Below are 22,831 nucleotides of genomic sequence, written 5' to 3' on the forward strand. Positions count from 1 at the left end.
AGGCTTTAAATGGCTAGGCAAATTTTGGGTCGCAACTTTTGGGGCAATGCGCCCGTAAGATTACAAAAGCAAAATGCTCAGTAAATGATTATATTAAAAAAACAGCGCAATATGGTCAGCACCTAAATGTTGATATGCTGTGTTTAACCATTTCTATGTGCTCATTTAACCTGACTTTTTGATTTTATTTGTTTTTCTATAATTCTTCGTTTTTTTGAAATGCCAATAAATTAGGGTCAGGTGTCACAAATAATATGAATTTATAACCCAATAAAATGCGTTTAAATAACCAGCCTAAACCACTGATAAATATTTAAAAATAAACCGCCCATATGCCGAATAAATACGGCCCATTATTGAAAGACTAAAGACAAAACTATGACCCAAGATATGGCACAAGAACAGCATATCGCAGCAATAAAGCAACGTGTTGGCGTTAAAGAATTTATTATTCTTATTGCCGCTCTTATGGCGACCAACGCCGTTGCCATTGACATTATGTTGCCCGCCTTTGACGACATTAAAGCAAGCCTTGGCGTAATCGGCGAAAATGCGCATCATTATATTATTTTTTGCTATTTGCTCGGCTTTGGTGTTACGCAATTATTTGTCGGCCCATTATCGGACCGTCTTGGTAGACGTGTGCCGTTAATTATCGGTCTGATATTTTATGCAATTGCCTCTTTTGCCTGTGCATTTGCCCCATCTTTTATCGGCCTTTTAATTTTGCGCGCCATACAAGGCATTGGTGCCGCAGCAACGCGCGTGCTTTGCGTTTCAGTGGTTCGGGATCTTTATGGCGGCCGCCAAATGGCAGAAGTTATGTCCATTGTGATGATGGTTTTCATGGTAGTGCCAATTATTGCCCCAGCAACAGGGCAAGGTATTCTCATGCTTGGCCCATGGCAGCTCATTTTCTTTGTCATGGCAGCAGTCGGTATTATTATGGCGGCATGGGTTTGGAAGCGTTTACCAGAAACGCTTTTTGCTCCCCGCCCATTAACGTTTTCCGCCATTACTCAAGGCTTTAAAACCGTTTTATCTAATAAGATTTCATTTTGCTATAATTTGGCTTTTTCGGTTATTTTAAGTGCACTTTTTGGCGCACTTAATACCGCACAACAAATTTATGACGGAATTTACGGTTTAGGTAAATGGTTTCCAGCCGCATTTGCCGCCGTTGCTACTTTCCAAGCATTGGCTGCATTTTTAAATTCTCGCTTTGTTGGCCGCTTTGGCATGCGCCGTATTTCACATTTTCTACTTTTAGCTTTTGTGGCAGCCTCATTTGTATTATTTTTATGGGCATGGCTAACCCCAACCCATGTGCCCTTTATTCCCTATATGCTATTATTTACCGTCATTATGTTCGCATTTGGGGCAATTGGCGCCAATTTCAACTCTCTAGCAATGGAACCTTTAGGCGCAGTTGCCGGTACCGCATCATCTGTTTTTGGCTTTATGCAAACGCTCATTGGTGCTGGCGGTGGTTTACTTATCAGCCATTTTTTCCACGGCACAATCACCCCAATTGCCGCAGGCTTTTTCATTGTTGGCATTTTAGCATTAATACTCGTTCTTATTGCTGAAGATGGCAAATTATTTAGAACAGTAAGTGCAGATCCCAGCAAAGCGAAAATGAAAACTATTAAATAGCGGATATTAAACGAAACAAAATGCCCTTAACCGGGCATTTTCTATATTGATAATGGATTTTTGGCGTTTTATATTTTACCAAATACATTCTATAATAGCTTTTTTGATTTATTGTTAAAGTCAACTAAAACAACAATTGAAAATGAATGAAATCTAATTAATTTACACTCCTCAGGCTGGCTAAATGCGTCCATCAATTACTGATCCATTTTTTGTTTCCATTCGCAGCCTTGCTGGTGTTGGCCCCAAGATTTGTGCCTTAATAAGCAAATTGCTCGACCTTAGCCATGATATTGGTGAACCACGTTTGGTGGATATTCTTCATTTAATGCCAACATCAATAATTGACCGCCGCAATAGACCTTTCATTGCTGGCGCCAAACAGGATGAAATTGTAACCTTGGAGCTGGTGGTTGATACCCACTACCCGCCTGAAGCAAATAGAAAGAATATTCCCTACCGCGTTTATTGCCATGATGATAGCAGCGATATAGCCTTAGTGTTTTTCCGTGGGCAAAAAGCTTGGCTTGAAAGCCTACTGCCGGTAGGATCGAAAGTTCTTGTTTCTGGTAAGGTGGAGCATTTTAATGGCCGCGCCCAAATGGTGCACCCCGACCATATTATTAGCGCTGATGAAGAAGAAAAGCTGTTACTGGTAGAACCCGTTTATCCGCTCACAGCTGGCCTTTCACCTAAAACCTTATCTCGCGCTATTATAGACGCCTTAACCTATATCCCTAACCTACCCGAATGGCAGGACGAACACCTTATAAAACGCGAAAGCTTCCCAAGCTATCAAAATGCTTTAAGCCAAGTCCACACACCTAAAACACCTGAAGATATTGCACTTTTAAGCCCAGCGCGCCGCAGGCTTGCCTATGATGAATTTTTAGCAGGACAATTGGCGCTTGGCTTGGTGCGCGCAAAAACCAAACGGCTTTCGGGCACCCCACTTTTAACCACTGGCAAATATATCAATGCATTAAAATCTTACCTACCCTTTGAACTGACCCAAGGGCAAAAAATAGCCATTGAAGAAATATCAAAAGATCTTGCTTCTTCTGAACGCATGCTGCGCTTATTACAAGGCGATGTCGGATCTGGTAAAACCATCGTTGCCCTTTATGCTATGTTACAGGCGGCAGAAAATAATGGCCAATCGGCTTTAATGACACCAACAGAGGTATTGGCGCGCCAACATTATGCAACCATTGCACCTTTGATTGCCAATATTGGTCTTAAAGCAGTTTTATTGACAGGGCGTGAAAAAGGCAAAGAACGGCAAGCGATTTTGGACGATATTGCCAGCGGTGAAGCAGCAATTATCATTGGGACCCACGCGCTTATTCAAGAAAAAGTCGATTATCATAATCTTGTCCTTGCAATTATTGATGAGCAGCACCGCTTTGGTGTCCATCAACGCTTGCAACTCACAGCTAAGGGCCAAGCTCCTGATATGCTGGTGATGACAGCCACTCCCATTCCGCGCACCTTGGTGTTAACAGCTTTTGGCGATATGGATGTGTCAAAGCTGCGTGAAAAGCCAAAGGGGCGTAAACCAATACAAACCGCCACATTGCCATTGGAACGGCTTGATAAATTATTGGCGCGGGTTGATGCAGCATTAAAAAAAGGCGACAAGATCTATTGGATTTGCCCCTTGGTTGAAGAATCGGAAGTGCTGGAACTCACCTCTGCAACTGATCGCTTTTTGAATTTGCAAAAATATTTTGGCGACAAAATTGGCCTAGTACATGGCAAAATGGCTAATGCTGAAAAAGATGAAGCCATGGCCAAATTTAAAAATGGCGACATTCGCTTGCTGGTTGCCACTACTGTTGTTGAAGTTGGTGTCGATGTTCCCGACGCTTCAATTATAATTATTGAACATGCTGAACGCTTCGGCCTTGCACAATTGCACCAATTGCGCGGCCGTGTTGGGCGCGGCGAAAAGGAATCATCGTGCATTTTGCTTTATAAATCACCACTATCGCTGACGGCAACTGCAAGGCTTAATGTTATGCGTGAAACGGAAGACGGTTTTCGCATTGCTGAAGAAGATTTAAGATTACGCGGTGAAGGTGAATTACTAGGAACCAAACAATCTGGTCTCCCCGGTTTTGAGCTAGCCAATCTTGAAAGCCATGCTGATTTATTGGAAATGGCGCGCCAAGATGCGCGTCTTATCCTTGAAAAAGACCAAGACCTTACCTCGCCAAGAGGACAAGCTTTACGGCTTTTGCTCTATTTATTTAGGCGTGATGATGCAATACGCCTGTTACGCGCAGGGTAAAATCGGCAATTTGACCCCAATTACTGCCTTCAATTGACAAAAAACTGTGTATGACCTTTGTTTTGGCAAAAATTCATATTCTGTTAAAAATTGCTATGACAAACTAATTAAAATCGTCATTGCTAATTATGGTAATGTTGAGCATTTTTAATAATTGGCTAACCAAGCATTAGATATTTTATTTCAAAAATATTTAAAATTGCTATGCTGATTAATCTTTTAAACTCGATGACAGGATAGCATAGTGATATTTCGCTTTTTTACCAAGGCTACAGGCAAATTCAACAAGTCCGCTTTGACGGCGTTTTTGTTAGCATCCGCATCACTATCCATAACAGCATGTGGTTTTTCAAATCCCATGAGTGGTTTATCGCAAGGCATTGCACCTAAAAGCAATACTGCCAATATAGCACCTAATGCGGCCGTTGCGCAAAACCGCCCAGCACCATCCATTGAGACAACAGCCAGCGTTACAGCCTATCGCCCAACCAATCCAGCCAGTAACAGCTGGGCAGTCGCCCATGCCGCTTACAGCAAAAAGGCGGAAAAATATTGGGATGATGTTTCAGCAAAGCGTAAACAGCGCAATGAAAAACGCCGTAATGGTCAAGCCATCACCCAAAATGATTATGTTTTAAATCAGCCTCCAGTCTATGATGGCCCACCAAAACCCGCAATGCCTGGGCAAATAACCCCAGCAAAACCAAGTGCAAGAATTCCAGGTACAGGTGATTTTCTTGCTGCGGCTAAATCTGTCTATGGTTTTACCCCCGACCGCCCACGCAATGAAGAAGAATTCATGCGCGCTTATGCCAATGCAGCTTCGCAAGCTGGCCTAACACGCTACCAACTGGTTGCGCTTTATGCTTTTGAAACAGGTGGCGATGGTACCCATGATTTGCAAGCCGGCATGCTAAAAAGCAATGCCAATGCGCGGCCAATTTCCACCGCTATTGGTTATAATCAGCTTGTTGCAACCGCAAGTGTCAGCGTCATGCATGAATTTGGCCCTGAAATCACCCGCGAACTTAAAGCCCAAGCGCAGAGGGCACAAGGGGCAGATCGCCAACGCTTATTACGTAAAGCAGATGTTGTCAGCGCAATGACTGCAAGGGCGCGTACCGTACCCCATCAATGGAGTGCACAGGCAGAGCTTGCCAAAACGCCAGCCGGCCTTGGTATTCATGCTATGACATTAGACAAGGATGTTGGGCCGCTATTGCAAACCCATAAATTACGCACATCGATGCATTTTCTTCACGCCAAGGGCGTAACGCGCCAATTAACTGGCGCAGAACTTGAAATGCTTAACCTTACTGGTGATGGCAATGGCTATGACATGATTAGCATGCCGCAACAATTGCGTGAAATTGTGCCAACAGCAAATTTTTTCTTGCGTAAAGGCTATGAGCGAAATCCCGTTGCCAAGCGCAATAATACTGTTGCTAAATTATTAGCAGCAACTGAAGAAAAAATGCGCATCAATATGCAAAAAGAAGGCGCACAGGCCATGCATCGCGCATTTCAATCTTCTGAAATAGCGCGCAACTAAGTTTTGATATTTTGCAAAAATTAAACAGTTTAAGGATGTTGATAACAGCATCCTTAAACGGCCATATGCTGCTTTTTAAGTAGTGTGGTTACCGATCATTGCTTAATTATAATAACAAAAAACATCAGCTAACTTCATTTCATCTCGATATTTTTAAAAAAATAAATTTGTAAGATCGTTGGGCAAAACCTCATCTAACGTGATTTATATTCAGCATTGTTTTTTAAAATTACTGCAAAACTTATCAAAAACTTGCGTGAACACTATGTTAAACCAATGCTTCCTCTTGCCTTTTTTGCTCATTTGCAGTAGCCAATATCTTCAGAATTTCTTTGAATTGATTTGAATATATGGATTGGCAATGACCATCATTGATAATAGAATTCCAGAACCAAAACGTTTCATCTCTGGTGCCACTGGTGACTGGGAAGTCATTATTGGTTTGGAAGTACACGCCCAAGTAACCTCAAACTCGAAATTATTTTCGGGCGCTTCAACTTCTTTTGGCGCTGAGCCCAATGCAAATGTTTCATTGGTTGATGCAGCAATGCCAGGAATGTTGCCAGTTATTAACATTGAGTGTGTAAAACAAGCCATTCGTACCGGCCTTGGCCTAAAGGCGCAGATTAATCTAAAATCGGTTTTTGATCGTAAAAACTATTTTTACCCAGATTTGCCGCAAGGTTACCAAATTTCGCAATTCAAACAACCTATCGTTGGCGAAGGTGCAATTATCATTTCAGTTGGCCCTGATAATAAGGGACAATTTGAAGATATTGAAATTGGTATTGAACGCCTGCATCTTGAGCAAGATGCTGGTAAATCAATCCATGATCACCATCCAACCATGTCTTGTATTGACCTTAACCGTTCTGGCGTTGCTTTGATGGAAATTGTGTCAAAACCGGATATGCGCTCAGCTGATGAAGCCAAGGCCTATGTCACTAAATTGCGCACTATTGTTCGCTATTTAGGCACTTGTGATGGCAATATGGATGAAGGCTCCATGCGCGCCGATGTTAACGTCTCGGTTCGTCGCCCAGGCGGTGAATTTGGCACACGCTGCGAGATTAAAAATGTTAATTCCATTCGCTTCGTTGGCCAAGCCATTGATTATGAAGCAAGACGCCAAATTGCAATTTTGGAAGATGGCGGTACAATTGACCAAGAAACACGGCTTTTTGATGCGGCAAAGGGCGAAACACGCGCCATGCGCTCTAAAGAAGAAGCGCATGATTATCGTTATTTCCCAGATCCTGATCTCTTGCCGCTGGAATTTAGCCAAGAATTGGTCGATCAACTAGCCGCAGACTTGCCTGAGCTACCTGACGATAAAAAAGACCGTCTTATTTCATCTCTTGGTCTTTCAGCCTATGATGCATCAATCCTCATTACTGAAAAAGCCATTGCTGATTATTTTGAGGAAGTCGCCAAAGGCCGTGATGGCAAACTTGCAGCAAACTGGGTGATTAACGACTTGCTTGGTGCTTTAAATAAAGCTGGTCTTTCAATTGAAGAAACGCCTGTTAGCCCCTTGCAGCTTGGCACTATCATTGAGCTTATTGTTGAAGGCACTATTTCAGGTAAAATTGCCAAAGATCTTTTTGAAATTATTTGGACTGAGGGCGGCGATCCGCGTGAAGTTGTTGAAAGCCGCGGGTTAAAGCAGGTAACTGATACCGGCGCCATTGAAAAGGCGGTTGATGATGTTATTGCCGCAAATCCAGACAAGGTGGAGCAAGCTAAAGCCAAACCAACACTTGCTGGCTGGTTTGTTGGGCAAGTGATGAAGTCAACAGGTGGCAAGGCAAATCCGCAAGCAGTTAATGACATTGTTAAGGCTAAACTAGGGTTGGAATAAATATTATGTGGCTTAGAACCGCTACAAAAAATGATATAGAATCAATTCGCGAACTATTATTTGCCACTTGGCATGAACTATATGATAATCTTATCAGCAGTGAAGCTGTTGACAAGATTATCGGCAAATGGCAATCTGTTGATCATTTTAAAAAGTGCCTCACCCGCCCCTCTTCTGAATTTATTGTTGCAGATGATGGTGATGAATTACAAGGTGCAGCATACGCCTTACAAGGTGGCGTAAAAGGTTTTCCAGAAACTGTTCTTATTCAACAGCTGATGGTGCGCCCCAAATATCAAGGTCAAGGCATTGGTAAACGTCTTTTGATCGAGGTTGAAGAATCTTTTCCCAATGCACGTAAATGCCGTGTTATAATATTGGAAAAAAGTACAGACGCACAGAAATTTTATGAAAGCCAAGGCTACAAGAAAATTGGAGCTCCAACACCCATTCAAGAGCAAAAAGATGTTTTTGAAATCGTAATGGAAAAAGAACTATTCTAATTATTTCTTGCATTTATGCAATTATAGGCTCATAAGAGACCCTACATATTCATTTTGTGCCCTTTACTGGCATGATTGAGGAGTTTAAGGCTATGGCCGGTTTAATAAGACAAGTTTTCACTTGGTGGAATGGTACGACAATTGGCACAAGATTTTTCACCTTTCGCAAGGGTAAACGCGTTGGTGAAGATGAGTTTGGCAATGTCTATTATGAAGGTGGGTGGCACGTAGATGGCTATAAACGCCGCTGGGTAATATATAATGGCTATTCTGAAGCGTCAACAATTCCACCCGGTTGGCATGGCTGGATGCATCACCGCGTTGACACGCCACCATCTGCTGAAAATTATGTACCGTTTGAGTGGCAAAAAGAACATTTGTCAAACCAGACTGGTTCAGCAAATGCTTATACACCTAAAGGCTCGATTGAGAATCATGGTAAGCGCCCTAAAGTTACTGGCGATTATAATGCTTGGTCTCCGGAATAAGCAGCAGAAATATTATACTGGACTTTGAAATTTAGCACCATTGATGCAGATTTTTTCTATTTCAGTTGATATAAAACATTTTAAACATGCATAATTAATTTTATGCATGTTTATTTTTTAAAAAAAGCCAATTTAATTATGATTATTTGTAAATTTGGTTTTTTATTGCCATAGTTTGTGTTTAAAGCTCATGACTTGTATTTATAACAAATACAGCCACATAATTTAAAGTTTCGAATGGTCGCTATGATAAAATTGTTAAAGCCTTTTTCTTTTGTGAAATCTTTAAGCCTTGCTGTTTTGGCCCTAGCTGCTATTGCAAGCCCAACATTGGCTGAGCGCATTAGCAATCCCATTGCCGAATTTTCTGGCCTTGATAAAATAACTGGACGCACGACAACTTTTCATATCACCATAGGTGAGACCTACCAATTTGGCGCTTTACAAGTGACACCGCGTGCCTGCTTTACCAGCAGCGCCGATGAAGCAACTAAAACCGATGGTTTTGTTGAGGTAAATGAGGTCACTTTGGACCAAAAAATTAAACCAATTTTTAGAGGCTGGATGTTTGCCGATAGCCCGGGTCTAAATGCGGTAGAACACCCCATTTACGATGTTTGGCTTACCAATTGCAAACAAAAGCGACCAGCTGCCAATTAGTTTTTGTTTGGTAATTTTTAAACCATATGGTCATCTCACGCTTTATAACTTAATTGCTGTGATATTTTGTCATTGATAGTCGCGCAATAAACCTGACTAGAGATAGTAAAAGATCTCGCCATATAAAAGCGGTTGCACGTCAATGCTTGCCTTATATTAATCGCTGTATTATTGTTTCAGTTAGAGCGTTTTTCCGAAAAGTGTGAAGCGGTTTTCGGACAAAAAACGCGGTGTAAACAACGGATTAGAGCGCAGATCTGATAAAATCAGATCGAAATGCGCGCTAATATAAATATGGGGATATAATCATGGGGTTTCGCTTCATTCATACGGCAGATATTCACCTTGATTCACCCTTACGCTCGCTATCCTTACGTGATGAAGAGTTGGGCAATCTAATCGGTAATGCCAGCCGCACCGTATTATCCAATATTATTAACCTTGCTATTGAAGAACAGGTTAATGCAGTTATCATTGCTGGCGATCTTTATGATGGCAGCCAAACCTCGATGAAAACCGCACGCTTTTTAAGCATGGAATTAAAGCGGCTTGATGACGCTAATATTGCCTGCTTCATCATTCGCGGCAATCATGATGCAGCTTCTACCATTACCCATGAATTGACCTTACCACAAAATGTAACAGTTTTTAAAACACGCGCCGGCGTTGAAACCATTAAAACTGATACGCTCAATATTGCACTTCATGGCATTAGTTTTAAAGAAAAAACGGCGCCCGATAGCCTTTTACCGTTTTATAAAGCGCCACTTGCCGACCATATTAATATTGGCCTCATGCATACTAGCCTTGATGGCCAAAGTGGCCATGACCCTTATGCGCCTTGCAGTGTTAAAGATTTGCAAAATTGTGATTTTAACTATTGGGCTTTGGGGCATATCCATAAAAGACAAGTCATTGAAGATAAAACGACAAAGACCACAATCGTCATGCCGGGTATTCCGCAAGGGCGGGATATTAATGAAAATGGCTATAAATCAGTAACTTTAGTCACGGTGGCAGATGATGGCAGCATAAGCTTAGATGAAAAGCCGATAAGCCTAGCGCAGTTTGACCCTATTGCTGTTGATGTTAGCGGTATTGAAAACTTTAATACTATTGTTCCAAAAATCGAAAACGCTATGCTGCTTGCCAAGGAAAAAGCACTTTCTCAGCATCTGGTTGCCCGCATTGAATTAATTGGTGCAACGCCTTTAAACTGGCGGTTAATTAATGACAGTCAATTGTTAGAGGAAGCCAAACTCATTGGTGAGAGAATGGGCAATATGTGGATTGATAAGCTTTTGGTGCGTACCACGCCAGAAATTGCGCAAAGCCGCACCGCTGACCCAACAAGTGAACTTGCATTAATTATGGCAGATATTGCAAAAAACCGCAGCGATATACGCGAATTCATCAAAGAAACGGCCACTTCACTACGCAATGATCCCCAACTTGGCCTCAATAACCTTATGGGCGATGATGAGGAAAGCTTTGATAGCTTCATTGACCAGCTTATTAATGAGGGGAGCCGTGATATTATTGCACGGTTAAAAGCATAATGAGAATTAAGCAGCTCCACCTTACCCGTTATGGAAAATTTACCGATTTCACCTTAGATTTTGGTGAAAAACAAGCAGGTATCAGTGATTTTCATATTATTTACGGCTTGAACGAGGCCGGTAAATCAACCACTTTTACCGCTTGGCTTGATTTTTTATTCGGCATGGGAAAAGAAAATTCCTATAGTTTTTTACACAAATATCCCACAATGCAAATTGGTGCAAAGCTCGAAACAAGCGACCAAATATTAGATTTGCGACGCATAAAGGCCAATAAAAACTCCTTACTTGATGGTGCGGCCAACCCATTTAGTGAAATAGCCTTACTAAGCAATATGGCTGGTCTTAATCGCGATAGCTATCAAGCCATGTTTTCCCTTGATGATGACAGCCTTGAGAAAGGCGGCAATGATATATTAAACAGCAAAGGCGACCTTGGCGAAATTTTATTTTCCGCCACTGCTGGCCTTGATGGTTTAAGCCAAAAACTTGCAGAAATAGAAAAAGCTGCCGATGCCATTTATCGAAGCCGCGCCTCGTCAACAGCAATCCAGCAAAAAAAGAAGCGCTTAATTGAGCTAAAGCAAGAAAGTGCCGAAATTGACGTTGCGGCATCTGCCTATAAAAGATTGGTTAAAGAAAAGCGCGAGGCAGAAGAAGATTATAACCAAAAAAGTCAAACACTACTTAGCAAAACAAATGAAATAGACCGATTAAACCAGCAAATTGAATTGCGCAAAAAATTAAAAAACTACACTGAAATAGTGCAAAGCCTTGAGCATTTTGCTAATTTTCCAGTGCTGCCCAATGATTTACTTAACCTTTGGCGCAGTGAAATGGCGCAGCTTTGGCAAAATGATAGTGCTTTTAAGCAAAGGAAAGACTATTTAACCGCGCAAATTGCAAGTTTAAAGGAAAAACTTCAACAAAGTAATTTTGAACCAAAGCTTATTAAGCTTGGCGACACCATAAAGCTGCTGGCAGATGAACCAAAATCGCGCTTTATCACCGCAAAAAATGATATTGCAAAACGCCAAGATGAGCTTATGCAAAAGAAAGCGGAACTATCTGCACTTATAAAGCAGCTTAATCAACCAGAACGCTCAATGGATGGGCTTTTGATTGATAAATTACGCCTTTCGCCTTTAAAAGATTTGTTACACAAAAAGCCTTTAATCGATAGTCAGATTGCCTCCACACAACAAGAATTACAACTAGCAAAAAAAACCTTGCAAGAGCTTGAAACAGGTTTTGACACCCCATCACTTGCCTTTGATGAAGATAGGGTACTTTTGCTAGAAGCAAAACTAACTGAGTTAACCGACAAAGGCTTGCTTGTTGAAAGCCAAAATCTTGCCAGCAATCTCACACGCTTGCAAAATGAACAACAGCAAGCTTTTGCTGCGCTTGCGCCATTTAGCGGCACAATAAGTGATCTTAATGGGCTGATTATTGCTGACAAAGATTATTGGAACGAGCAATATCACCAGTTGCAGCGATTAAACCAACAATTGGATGAGTTTGCTTTAGAAAAACGGCAAATTGCTGATAAGCTTGCCAATATTGAAACACGGATTGAAACGCTTAAAAAGCAAAGCAATCTGGTTGACAGCGAAACCTTAAAAACATTGGCGCAGCAAAAGCTGCTTGCTTGGCAAAACCATTATAATAAACTTGACCATGAAAGCGCCAATCAATTTTCCCTTGCAATGGGCCATTATGATGATGCGTTACAAGGCCGCCTCACCCATTTTGAGCGCATTGCCCAGTTAGAGCAAGGGAAAATAGATTGGAATGAGGAACAAAAAAAGCAAATTAACCTTGAAGATAGCATTCAGCATAAAGAGCAAGAGCGCGTCAAGATTAATGAATTTGTAACTGAGACTTTGCAAAAAATTGGTATTGAACAAGCAATCCCAAGCCTTGCTGCAATGAAATTTTTGCAAGATTGGCTGATAAAACGCCAAAATTATCAAACAATAAGCAATGAAATCATCACGATACAGGCGCGTTTTGATGCGGTGCAAGCTGAAATTGCCAAAATCCAAGCCGATATTTGCCAAAATGTACCAAATGCCAATGACACTATGGATATTAAAGCACTTATGGTGCTTGGCAAAAAATTCATCGAAAGCCAAACCGAACAAAAGCATAAAAAAAGCGAGAGCGAACGCGCTTTTAAAAAAGCTAATCACGATATTGCAGAAAGACGAAAAGCAAGCGAGCAAGCCCTGCATAAGGCCGCGCAATGGCAAAATGATTGGAATGAGGCATTAAACGGCCTTTGGCTTGCAGAAATATCCCCTATTGAAACTATTGAGCATTATATCAATAAGTTAGAACTTTTGCCCGATTTAAAGCAGCAATGCGATAATCTTCAGCACCGCATAACTGCAATGGAAAAGGATATGGCAAGTTTTCATGATGAAGTCTTGTCGCTTTATCGCATTGCCAAACCAGATTTTGTTGAAAGTGATTTTAACGATCCGCTTATTGCTTTTAGTGATTTACAAACAAATGTTCTTGATGCAATCCAAAAAGCCGATCAAAATCAAAAAAACTATAATGAGTTGCGGGAAGTTGAAAAGCAATATCAAACCATCATTCATGACCTTGCAGCGCATCATCAAATAATTAAGCAACGGTTTGACCATTTTGCCAATTCTGATTTTGCCGTTGATGATCTAAATGATCTAGCACAAAAGCTGGACTTGGCTAAAGACATTACCGATAAAAGACAAGAGCTAGCCAAATGCGAGCATGAAATTAAAAGCGACTATAATTGCGCTGATATTCATGCAGCCCTTGAAAATATAGATTTAGATGGGGGGCCAAGTGATATTATTGCTCTTGGTGAGTTAAAGCGTGCAATGCAACCTTTAAGCGCTGAAAAAGAACAAGCTTTTGCTCTATTTGATGAAAAACGCAAACAACTTGATGCCATTGGTTTTGATGATAAAGTGGCAATGATTGAAAGTGAAAGGCAAACCATAAGGCTAGAAATAGAAGAACTAGCCTTTCAATATTTAAAGCTCAAAACAGGCGAAAGATTAGCACAAGAAGCTTTGGTACAATATCGTGATCGCCATCGTAGCTCAATGCTAAAACGAGCGTCGCAAGCCTTTAATGAAATAACATCGGGTCATTATAGTGGCTTAACCACACAGCTAAAAGGCAGCCAAGAAACACTTATCGCCATCGCCAAGGACGGTAAATCTAAATTATCATCAGACCTTTCCAAAGGCACTCGCTTTCAGCTTTATCTTGCCTTGCGCTTTGCCGGTTATCAAGAATTTGCACAAAACCATGAGCCAATTCCCTTTATCGCTGATGACATTATGGAAACCTTTGACGAACCGCGTGCAAGTGAAGCCTTGCGGCTGATGGGCGTAATGGCAAAAAGCGGTCAAGTCATTTACTTAACCCATCATCGCCATATATGTGATTTAGCGCTTGCGGCGGTTGATAATGTAACCATTCATAGTTTGACATAATGCTTAAAAAAACAAAAAACTGATTGCCTTTTAAAAGCAATCAGTTTCACATCTTTAAAATTGGAAAGAATTAAGCACCAGTGGCTGCAAGATCACGGCGGATTTGTGCCCGCAATTCATCAATGAGTTTTAGCTTGCCATCTTCTTCAAAATGCCAAAAAGTCCAACCATTACAGCTTTCACTATTTTGCGCCTTACGCCCCATCATATGGATTGAACCAGCATCGCCCTTACAAGCAACCGTACCATCGGCACGAATGATTGCCGCATTTTTACGCTTTTTATCATAAAGCACCATGCCTGGCTTTAATAGGCCTGCTTCAATAAGGCTGTTAAAGGCGATGCGCGGCTCGGCACGCTTGCCTTTCATCAGTTCTAGCTCAACCTTACCCAAAGGCTCTACCGCATCAATACGCGCTGTTGCAGCGTCGATATAATCTTGTTCGCGCTCAATACCAACAAAATTACGTCCTAAACGCTTGGCAACCGCGCCAGTTGTGCCAGATCCAAAAAATGGATCAAGAATAACATCACCCGGCTTAGTAGAAGAAAGCAAAACACGAGCAAGTAAAGCTTCTGGCTTTTGGGTTGGGTGAACCTTATGGCCACTATCATCCTTCAAACGCTCACTGCCGGTGCAAATAGGAAATAACCAATCAGAGCGCATTTGCACATCTTCATTGGCGGCTTTCAAAGCATCATAATTAAACGTATAGCTTTTGGCATTTTTATCGCGCGATGCCCAAATCATGGTTTCATGAGCATTTTGGAACCTACGACCACGGAAATTAGGCATAGGGTTAGTTTTGCGCCAAATAATGTCATTAAGCAACCAAAAGCCCATATCTTGCATAATTGCGCCAACACGGAAAATATTGTGGTAAGAACCAATAACCCAAACTGTTCCTGTTGGTTTTAACACACGTCGGCAAGCCAGCAACCATGCACGGGTGAAAGCGTCATAGGCTTCAAAACTCTCAAACTGGTCCCAATCATTGTCAACAGCATCAACCAATGATTGGTCGGGGCGGTGTAATGCACCTTCAAGCTGCAAATTATAAGGAGGATCAGCAAAAATAACGTCAACAGAATGGGTTGGCAATTTTTCCAATGCCGAAATGCAGTCTCCTTTTATGATTGTATTGCACCACGCTAATTCCGTGGCTTCTTTTGGCAATGCATTCACAACACTCAATTTTTGCATGGGATACTCAACTAACAATTTGGACACCGTTACTAATGAACCCCATAATCACCCAACATGGTAAACATGACGTTAAGCATGGGAAATAAAATTCTTGTTGAAAGCATTTTTTCGCCTTTTTTAAATTTTCTTATCCATTGGCGAGTCGCAAACTATTGAGCAAAGCCTAATTAGCCATTTAAAAAACTTTGCCTCATCATTGTCTTGGCTAAAGCACACTTTAGATATTCAGGTTCACCCCATTTAAGAATGACTTTGGATAGAAATTTATTTTATCGACGATATTTTTTGCAATATACGCCAGTTACCCTTATCTATAGAAACATGATTATAAATTTTACCAATAGAGCTAGATTTAAGGAATAAAAATGACTGCGATAAAACTGGTAATCTTCGATTGCGATGGTGTTCTGGTTGATTCAGAATATTTATCGTCGAAAGTTAAAGCCGAATTATTAACTGATGCCGGCTTTGCCACAACTGGTGAAGAATTATCCGAACGATATAATGGCATGACCTTTGAAGACACTTTAATAGCAATTGAGAAGCAAATCGATATTCCGCTATCGGCCAATTTGCTTGATAAAGCCCATAGTGAATTTGTCCGGCGGATAGATAGTGAATTGCTTGCCATTGATGGCGTTCGTGATTTAGTCAACTCGCTTGATCTGCCCTATTGCATTTGCTCCAACTCTATCAGTGAAAATATCAAAAAAATGCTTCAGGCGACCGGTCTTTATGACCTGTTTGAAGGCAAGATTTTCTCGGCACCAGAAACTGGATCAAAAAAACCAAAACCTGCCCCCGATATTTTTCTTTCTGCGGCAAAATCTTTTAATATTGCGCCAGAAAATACCGTTGTTATTGAAGATTCAGTTCCCGGCGCAACAGCTGCGGTTGCGGCTGGTATGCGCGTTATTGGCTTTACCGGCGGCACCCATGCCTATCCTGGCCTAGCAGACGCTTTAACTGATGTTGGTGCAGCAACGGTCGTAAATCGCCATAAGGATATTAAAGCTGTCATTACCGCAATGGAAAGCTGGCAAGACGTTCTTTAACCAAGCCATTTAAGCTAAAAACTTGGGCCGCTATCCATAGAAATAGCGCCCCATTTTGTATTTGCCAAAAACCTTTAGAGTGAGCGCCATAAAAACGCAAAACAAGCCAAGTAAATTGAATAAAGATCCAACCAAAAATGAAATGAGCGATAAAGGAAAATGAGTTGGTGAGCGCGCAGGGATTCGAACCCTGGACCTACTGATTAAAAGTCAGTTGCTCTACCGGCTGAGCTACGCGCTCCCTTACAGAAAGTTTCTGCGAGAAGTGGGCGGAACATACGTTCGAGAACCGCTAACGTCAACAGTTTTTATCCAAAAAACACAATTTTCTTTTACCTTAAAGCTAATATACTGTTTTTAAACAAAAAAAATAATTGCACAAAACTTATATTAGATGAAAGAAATAGATAAACCATCATTCTGCATAGCCAATTTTTAAGAATCATGGCCTTTTTGCTGATATCATTCAGCCACGATCACGTAAGACAAAATCAACTTGGCAACGCATCAGTGAAATCGATTTTATGAAAACCAGCCGAAAGACTAAAGCAAAGACACAATCTAATAATTTTAGTTTTTTTGGGATAATTTGGAAAAAGACATAGATCGAACATCAATATGTCTAAATGGCGGAGGGGGTGGGATTCGAACCCACGGTACAGTCTCCTGCACGCCGGTTTTCAAGACCGGTGCCTTAAACCGCTCGGCCACCCCTCCTTGTTAGGTGAACACCTCTTTATAGAAGTATTCTGAAACGTCAACATTAAAATGCATTTTTTTAAAAAAAAAGACATAGATAAAAAAGAAATATTGTTCAATCTTTCAATAAAATCAATAATATCAATTAATTAATAAAAATTAAAAATTTCATCAAAAAAAAATACTCAGGGATAAATTTTCATTATCATTGCTAAGTCTGCACTAATTCATAACAGTTTTATAAAAAAAGCCCAAGTGATTCCACTTGGGCTTTTTTAAATAGAACTTCATAGCCACTTTGATTTGGCGAATTGCAAACTATATAGATAACTAAAAATGCTGCGATTATTCCATTAACAGCAAGTTATCAGCAAATGTCGAAAACGCGCATATTACCTATTGCGGCATTGCCTCAACACCAACAACATCAGGCACAAAGTGGCGTAATAGGTTTTCAATGCCATGTTTAAGCGTAGCAGTAGATGATGGGCAACCAGAGCATGCGCCACGCATATTCAAATAGACAACACCGTGTTCAAAGCCACGAAACGTAATGTCGCCACCATCTTGAGCCACCGCAGGGCGAACACGAGTTTCAAGTAATTCCTTGATCGTATCAACAATTTCCTGATCCTGAGGGGCAAAAAATTCTTCCTCGTCATGATTAAGCTGATTTGCACTTATCGCCATTATCGGCAAATCAGCCATCATATGCTCCATAATTGTGCCAAGAATAGCAGGCTTCAAATGCGCCCATTCGCCATCAGCCTTAGTTACAGTTATAAAGTCAAAGCCAAAAAACACCCCTGAAACACTTGGTATTGCAAATAATTTAGCTGCAAGCGGCGAGCGCGCGGAGGCTGTTTCGGCATCGCGAAAATCTTCAACGCCATCATGGAGAACGATTTTACCGGGCAAAAACTTTAGCGTTGCCGGATTAGGGGTAGTTTCTGTTTGAATAAACATAGTGCATAACCTTATTCTATTGCTGCTAATAATAAGCTGCCATCACCAATAGGTGTCTTAAAGACAATTTCCGTTAACTAAATACTTAACCAGCGCGACAGAAAAATAATTCTAAAAAGAGAAATAATACTAAAAGCAGCCCAATTTTTAATATTCTTTAGGCAGTTATATAGGAATTTATGTCACCGCATCAATATCAGCATCGCTTAGATTTGCCGGAATAATAGTAACAGGAATTGCAAATGACGAATTGCGCCCTGCAACCGCCTCCACCAATGGCCCCGGCCCTTCGGCATTAGCGCCAGCGGCAAGAATCAAAACCGCAATATCCTGATCATCTTCAATCAGACTTGCTATTTCTAAGGCAGCTTTACCTTCGCGGACAATTTGTTCTGCTTCAATGCCCAAACCTTCACGCACCTCAGCTGCAATTTGTGACAAGGTGGTTTTGGCCCGTTCTTCCGCCTCAGCCCGCATCACATCGCCAACGCCAAGAAAATGCTGGAATTCTGAACTATCAATCACAAACAGCAAAACAAGGGCGCCATTTGTATTTTTTACTCGCCGTGAGGCATAGGCAACAGCTCTTTTACATTCTGGCGTCTCATCAATAACTACCAAAAACTTGCGACGATGCCCATCTTCATGACTTAATCTTTTAGATACCATATAATTAGCCTGCCATTTTTCTTTGGCTACCTGCTATGCAGTTGATAGGGACAAAAACAAGCGCCATTTTTTAATTATAATCTAATTGGAAGAATTTTCCCCATTGCAACATATTTTATCATTGCGTGAAAAAAGTGAAAGTAATTATAGATCAATTTAACATCATATTACTTTATCACAGCCGCAGATGCAAATGGTCTCTTGTTAACTTTTATATAGGAAAAATTTAAAACGCTAGCTAAGCTGCCGCTGCAGATTTTTCAAAAACTTTTTATTGATATATTTAGCTTTCTAATGGGAGCATAGAGAAAACTCCCATATAGATAACTTGCAAGAGATATAGCTATAGATAACTTATTTTTCGACCACTTGACCGCCAAGCTTTTCATTTAAGAACTCATATGAAATACGAGCTCCTTCAAGCGCCTTATCTTTGATAGTGGCAAAAAATGACTTACCAGTTATACATGTTTCTGGATTTCTATCACAAAACCCACCCATATCATTTACGGTTGATTTGAAAGCAAATATGCCATCAAGCATTGAATAAGATTGGCCATTACTATGAGGCGCATGTTCTGAAGGCGCAAAATATGCAACTGCAACAAAAAGCAGTATGAGAAAAAAAGCAACTTTAATTAAGAATCTCATGCAATCTAACCTTAGCAATCCTTACAAACCAATTAAAGAAATGCGATTAATTAATTGATTTTATAGATATAAAACCTCTAACTTCATATTTAGACCGTAAAAATATTATTGACAAAGCGAGATCTTTAAATTTTGTAAAACCAGCGCTCCTATAATAGGTTTACAAGAGCTGCAAATCTAAATAATTAAGAAAAAATCATTTTCCAGCCCCTGATAAATCCATAATTCTGAAATCTGATTATTTCAGTTTCACAATATCTCCTAAATATTGATGAATCATTTATTTAAAATATTTTTATCAAAATGCCGGCTACTTTCCGCGCCCTCCTCCCCAAAACATTCCATCAACATAAAAACTAATATAAACAACTGATTTGTTTAAAAAATATTTAGTCAAAAAATTTGTGCACCTCAAAACAACTATATTTTCTTCAAAAAAGCTCTTACCAAACCCAATTCACGGATTATAATTTATTAACCATAATTGCAGCTTCAAGGGTAAAATGCGGCAAAAAAAAGATCAGTTATCCTTTCATTAAGTCCTTACAAGGCATTTTGACGCAAACATACTCGTGGCCTATTGGCATATTAATGTTGGCTAGAGCAAAAAAATGGTAACCATGAAACATAAAGCAATGATCAAACTCACCGTTTCAACTCAAGGCTACATTAGAGCTTTTCAGGGTGAAACACATCTCTATGGCTTTTTTCAAAAAGGTAAACACCTTGCCGAAAGCGTCCATATAAATGATAAAATTGCTTTAGTCACACTGCTGGACAATGCACGCATAGGCAAAAAAGACAGTGGCTATAGCAATTTTCGTTTTATCAACAAGGATGGTATGTTTATCATCTTTCAACTGGGCAATGTAACTCTTGGGATAAATGGCATAAACATTGACTGCCAATTAATCGATAAAACCGTATCAAGGCAAATATCCGCGCCTACTTCATCTATTGGCAACATGGAACAAGATAGCAATGCAATTTTAAATGAAATGCCACCTCTTACTCTTGTTGCCCATGAAATGCGCGAACCACTAAATGCCATCATTGGCTTTACGGATTTTCTACTTCATGAGTTTTCTGGAAAATTTGAAACTTCGCTACAACGCCAATATGCCATGCATATTAAAGAATCTGGAAATCACCTACTGCAATTGATAACAACCTATCTTGAAAAACAACAAGAACAAGATAAAGTCATTGATCAAGATGTGGACAGCACCATTGCTGAGGCTATTGTGATGACTAGCCATTTAACCCAGCATAGCAAAGTAGTATTTACATCAGATCTCCATGGCAGCTGCTTTACAACATTAAAGAGCTTACAATTAAAACAAGTAATGATTAATCTAATTACAAATGCTGCTAAATATAGCGGTGATGGCTCGATTATTACTATTCAACAGCGTGTTTTAAAAAATAATCATCTTTTACTTACGGTTAGCGATACCGGCACCGGTATTGCTGAAGAAGAAATAGAAGAACTTCGCCACCCTTTCAAAAGAGCAAGTAATGTATTATCCTCCAATATTGATGGATACGGCATTGGTCTTTCACTGGTATTTGGTATTGTTGAAGCTGCTAAGGGTAGAGTTAATATCAGCAGTAGAAGAAACAGAGGTACAACCATTTCGCTCACCCTCCCCCTTGGGAATGGACCTCAACTAGATAAAGCGAATAAGCATCAAAAAATCGAAGCTGACAATTTGCATTTTTTTGCAATCAACAATAAAACCCAAACAGTAGAACTTCATGAAAAATATTTAGGCGATGGCAAAAGTAAACAAAAGATCGACAAAACGGCGTAAAACAAAAAAGAAAAAACAACACAACGTTACAGCGCTAATATCATCAACGATCACGCAGCTAATAAAATGGCTGTGTTATTCTGCTGCCCAAATAATCCGTAAAAACCCATTAATCTTTCTTGGATTTTGTCTATTTTTATGCTTTTTTTCTTTCCTTGCTTATCACATGTTTTACAATCAATATATGGTAACACGCAGTTTTTTCTTTTCTGAAAGCCATGAAAAGCAAGATAATTCAACATCAAACCAGCTTACTATTGAAGCTTTATTAAAAGAGCAAAACAATCTTCATCCGAACACAGTGGATAATCGTACCCCAGCAATACCAAAGCCTCGTCCACAAGCGCCTCTAACTCAAGCTACCGAAAACACACCTTCTAACCAAGCTCCTATGGCACTAGCCGTGCCGCAAATAAAGCCAACGCCATTAAAAGATAATAAACCAACAGCAATATTATCAAAAGAAAAAGCCCAAATGATGCGAATACAAACAGCACTACGCAGTTTTGGCAATACTCATCTTGTTGTAAACGGCATCAGCGATGATAATACCAAAAAGGCAATTTTGGCCTTTCAAAAAATGTTTTCATTGAAAGAAACCGGTATTATCACCCCCGAATTAATAAACAAAATGCGAGAGATTGGACTTTTGGAAAATGACACCAATGGCCTTTATTAGCTCATATTTGATTATCCAACCAAGCTCCTAAAAAAGATTGTCAGATATAAGCTAGCCTTTTTCTAAAAAATTAAGCAGTTTTGTGATGCATTTGAATTGATTGTTATTTTGTAATTATCACTCAATCTTCTTTCAAAACAGTTTTAAGAGCTAAATCTGAGTTATCAAAATATTAATGCGATTTTCCAAATATGCCTTTTATTTTTGAAAGAATTCTTTTGGATAGCGATATAATAGCCAAGCCGTTAATAGTATCAAAAGGCCTGTTTGAATGATTTTTGTATCAGGATTAGTTTGGAATAATTCGTTCGCGATACTTGCAGCAAGGTGAAAAATAATTGCAACAATAATGCTGCGACCAGCGCGGTAATATAACCAGTTCATAATAAGAACAAAAGGCAATAAGCTAATTGCAAAATTTAAACTATATTGCCACCCCTCCTCTACAAGATTGGCTTGATAATAATTAGCAATAAAGCCAAGTGGCATATGCCAAAACACCCAATAAACTGCAAAAATAATCGAAGTCCAAAACATGCAAAAACTGCGCCGCAGACAATCGGTGCCATAACTATGCCAGCTTAACTCCTCAATAATTGGCGCAAGCAACAATGCCGCCCAACCGGATAAAACACCTGCGCTAAAGGATGCATGTTTTGATATTAAAAACTGGCTTGAACTGTAGCCAAAAAATAATGATATTACAGTTGCACCCAATATACTACCAAACATAATGACAATCGCGATAAAACATGCCTTTAATTGCGGCGTTGAAAGCAGTGTTAAACGTGAATAAAAATCTGACTTTAACAACGTGTTTTTGCGCACCATCAACCAAGATACACAAAATGGAAAAATTAAGCCCAAAAGCTGTAAAACAGTAATTAAAGGCCAATATGAATTTTGTGGTAAATGGCTTAACCAAGCTGCCATAAACCAAAGAGCAAAACATCCGATTGTGACTATGCTATAAAAACGCCAAGGGTGAGAAAATAACCTCAAAATATTTTTTTGATTGGACATTA

17 protein-coding genes and 2 tRNA genes are annotated in these 22,831 nt (G+C 40.1%); 12 read left to right on the top strand and 7 right to left on the bottom strand.

Annotated elements, in window-relative coordinates; all coding sequences use genetic code 11:
• Positions 1 to 378 precede the first annotated feature (378 nt).
• From N6A79_RS07700 to N6A79_RS07740, 9 genes are all read left to right on the top strand, one after another.
• On the top strand, positions 379 to 1,656 hold the full coding sequence (locus N6A79_RS07700; protein ID WP_268545487.1) for a multidrug effflux MFS transporter: 1,278 nt from the start codon (positions 379 to 381) through the stop codon (positions 1,654 to 1,656).
• 184 nt (positions 1,657 to 1,840) lie between these two features.
• Complete coding sequence (gene recG, locus N6A79_RS07705; RefSeq protein WP_268545488.1) at positions 1,841 to 3,949, top strand: ATP-dependent DNA helicase RecG; 2,109 nt, start codon at positions 1,841 to 1,843, stop codon at positions 3,947 to 3,949.
• A 358-nt stretch (positions 3,950 to 4,307) separates the two neighbouring features.
• A complete protein-coding gene (locus N6A79_RS07710; protein ID WP_268545489.1) occupies positions 4,308 to 5,501 on the top strand; it encodes a hypothetical protein in 1,194 nt (397 codons plus the stop codon).
• 361 nt (positions 5,502 to 5,862) lie between these two features.
• Entirely contained in the window at positions 5,863 to 7,362 is a 1,500-nt protein-coding gene (gene gatB, locus N6A79_RS07715; RefSeq protein WP_262099580.1) for an Asp-tRNA(Asn)/Glu-tRNA(Gln) amidotransferase subunit GatB, read from the top strand.
• 5 nt (positions 7,363 to 7,367) lie between these two features.
• Positions 7,368 to 7,865 carry a GNAT family N-acetyltransferase gene (locus N6A79_RS07720; protein ID WP_268545490.1) on the top strand — a complete coding sequence of 166 codons (498 nt, stop codon included), beginning with the start codon at positions 7,368 to 7,370 and terminating at the stop codon, positions 7,863 to 7,865.
• 92 nt (positions 7,866 to 7,957) lie between these two features.
• Positions 7,958 to 8,353, top strand: a complete 396-nt coding sequence (locus tag N6A79_RS07725; protein ID WP_268545491.1) for an NADH:ubiquinone oxidoreductase subunit NDUFA12 — start codon at positions 7,958 to 7,960, stop codon at positions 8,351 to 8,353.
• A gap of 246 nt (positions 8,354 to 8,599) precedes the next feature.
• Positions 8,600 to 9,013, top strand: a complete 414-nt coding sequence (locus tag N6A79_RS07730) for a DUF2155 domain-containing protein (protein WP_268545492.1) — start codon at positions 8,600 to 8,602, stop codon at positions 9,011 to 9,013.
• Positions 9,014 to 9,321: 308 nt separating this feature from the next.
• Positions 9,322 to 10,572 (top strand): metallophosphoesterase family protein, encoded by a 1,251-nt coding sequence (locus tag N6A79_RS07735; RefSeq protein ID WP_268545493.1) that lies wholly within the window; start codon positions 9,322 to 9,324, stop codon positions 10,570 to 10,572.
• Positions 10,572 to 14,066: an AAA family ATPase gene (locus N6A79_RS07740; protein WP_268545494.1), complete on the top strand. Its 3,495-nt coding sequence runs from the start codon at positions 10,572 to 10,574 to the stop codon at positions 14,064 to 14,066. The genes N6A79_RS07735 and N6A79_RS07740 overlap by 1 nt, the downstream gene beginning before the upstream one ends.
• 70 nt (positions 14,067 to 14,136) lie before the next feature.
• On the opposite strand, the gene N6A79_RS07745 is transcribed toward N6A79_RS07740, so the two are convergent.
• Positions 14,137 to 15,270: a site-specific DNA-methyltransferase gene (locus N6A79_RS07745; RefSeq protein WP_268545495.1), complete on the bottom strand. Its 1,134-nt coding sequence runs from the start codon at positions 15,268 to 15,270 to the stop codon at positions 14,137 to 14,139.
• A 368-nt stretch (positions 15,271 to 15,638) separates the two neighbouring features.
• Between N6A79_RS07745 and N6A79_RS07750 the strand changes: the two genes are divergently transcribed.
• Entirely contained in the window at positions 15,639 to 16,328 is a 690-nt protein-coding gene (locus tag N6A79_RS07750; RefSeq protein WP_268545496.1) for an HAD family hydrolase, read from the top strand.
• A gap of 165 nt (positions 16,329 to 16,493) precedes the next feature.
• On the opposite strand, the gene N6A79_RS07755 is transcribed toward N6A79_RS07750, so the two are convergent.
• The 5 genes from N6A79_RS07755 to N6A79_RS07775 all read right to left on the bottom strand — a co-directional run bounded on the left by N6A79_RS07755 (position 16,494) and on the right by N6A79_RS07775 (position 19,313).
• A tRNA-Lys gene (locus N6A79_RS07755) sits at positions 16,494 to 16,569 on the bottom strand.
• A gap of 386 nt (positions 16,570 to 16,955) precedes the next feature.
• A tRNA-Ser gene (locus N6A79_RS07760) sits at positions 16,956 to 17,045 on the bottom strand.
• Positions 17,046 to 17,423: 378 nt separating this feature from the next.
• Positions 17,424 to 17,993, bottom strand: coding sequence for a NifU family protein (locus N6A79_RS07765; protein WP_268545497.1), 570 nt, complete (start codon positions 17,991 to 17,993; stop codon positions 17,424 to 17,426).
• A gap of 177 nt (positions 17,994 to 18,170) precedes the next feature.
• Positions 18,171 to 18,662: a universal stress protein gene (locus N6A79_RS07770; protein ID WP_182417063.1), complete on the bottom strand. Its 492-nt coding sequence runs from the start codon at positions 18,660 to 18,662 to the stop codon at positions 18,171 to 18,173.
• 354 nt (positions 18,663 to 19,016) lie between these two features.
• Complete coding sequence (locus N6A79_RS07775) at positions 19,017 to 19,313, bottom strand: DUF5330 domain-containing protein (RefSeq protein WP_182417064.1); 297 nt, start codon at positions 19,311 to 19,313, stop codon at positions 19,017 to 19,019.
• 620 nt (positions 19,314 to 19,933) lie between these two features.
• Here N6A79_RS07775 and N6A79_RS07780 point away from each other — a divergent pair.
• Entirely contained in the window at positions 19,934 to 21,127 is a 1,194-nt protein-coding gene (locus N6A79_RS07780; protein WP_268545498.1) for a sensor histidine kinase, read from the top strand.
• Positions 21,128 to 21,293: 166 nt separating this feature from the next.
• Positions 21,294 to 21,806 carry a peptidoglycan-binding domain-containing protein gene (locus N6A79_RS07785; protein ID WP_268545499.1) on the top strand — a complete coding sequence of 171 codons (513 nt, stop codon included), beginning with the start codon at positions 21,294 to 21,296 and terminating at the stop codon, positions 21,804 to 21,806.
• Positions 21,807 to 22,004: 198 nt separating this feature from the next.
• On the opposite strand, the gene N6A79_RS07790 is transcribed toward N6A79_RS07785, so the two are convergent.
• Positions 22,005 to 22,829 carry a CPBP family intramembrane glutamic endopeptidase gene (locus N6A79_RS07790; RefSeq protein WP_268545500.1) on the bottom strand — a complete coding sequence of 275 codons (825 nt, stop codon included), beginning with the start codon at positions 22,827 to 22,829 and terminating at the stop codon, positions 22,005 to 22,007.
• Between the last annotated feature and the right edge of the window lie 2 nt (positions 22,830 to 22,831).

The organism is Bartonella sp. HY761, from assembly GCF_026743145.1.
Classification (GTDB): Bacteria; Pseudomonadota; Alphaproteobacteria; order Rhizobiales; family Rhizobiaceae; genus HY038.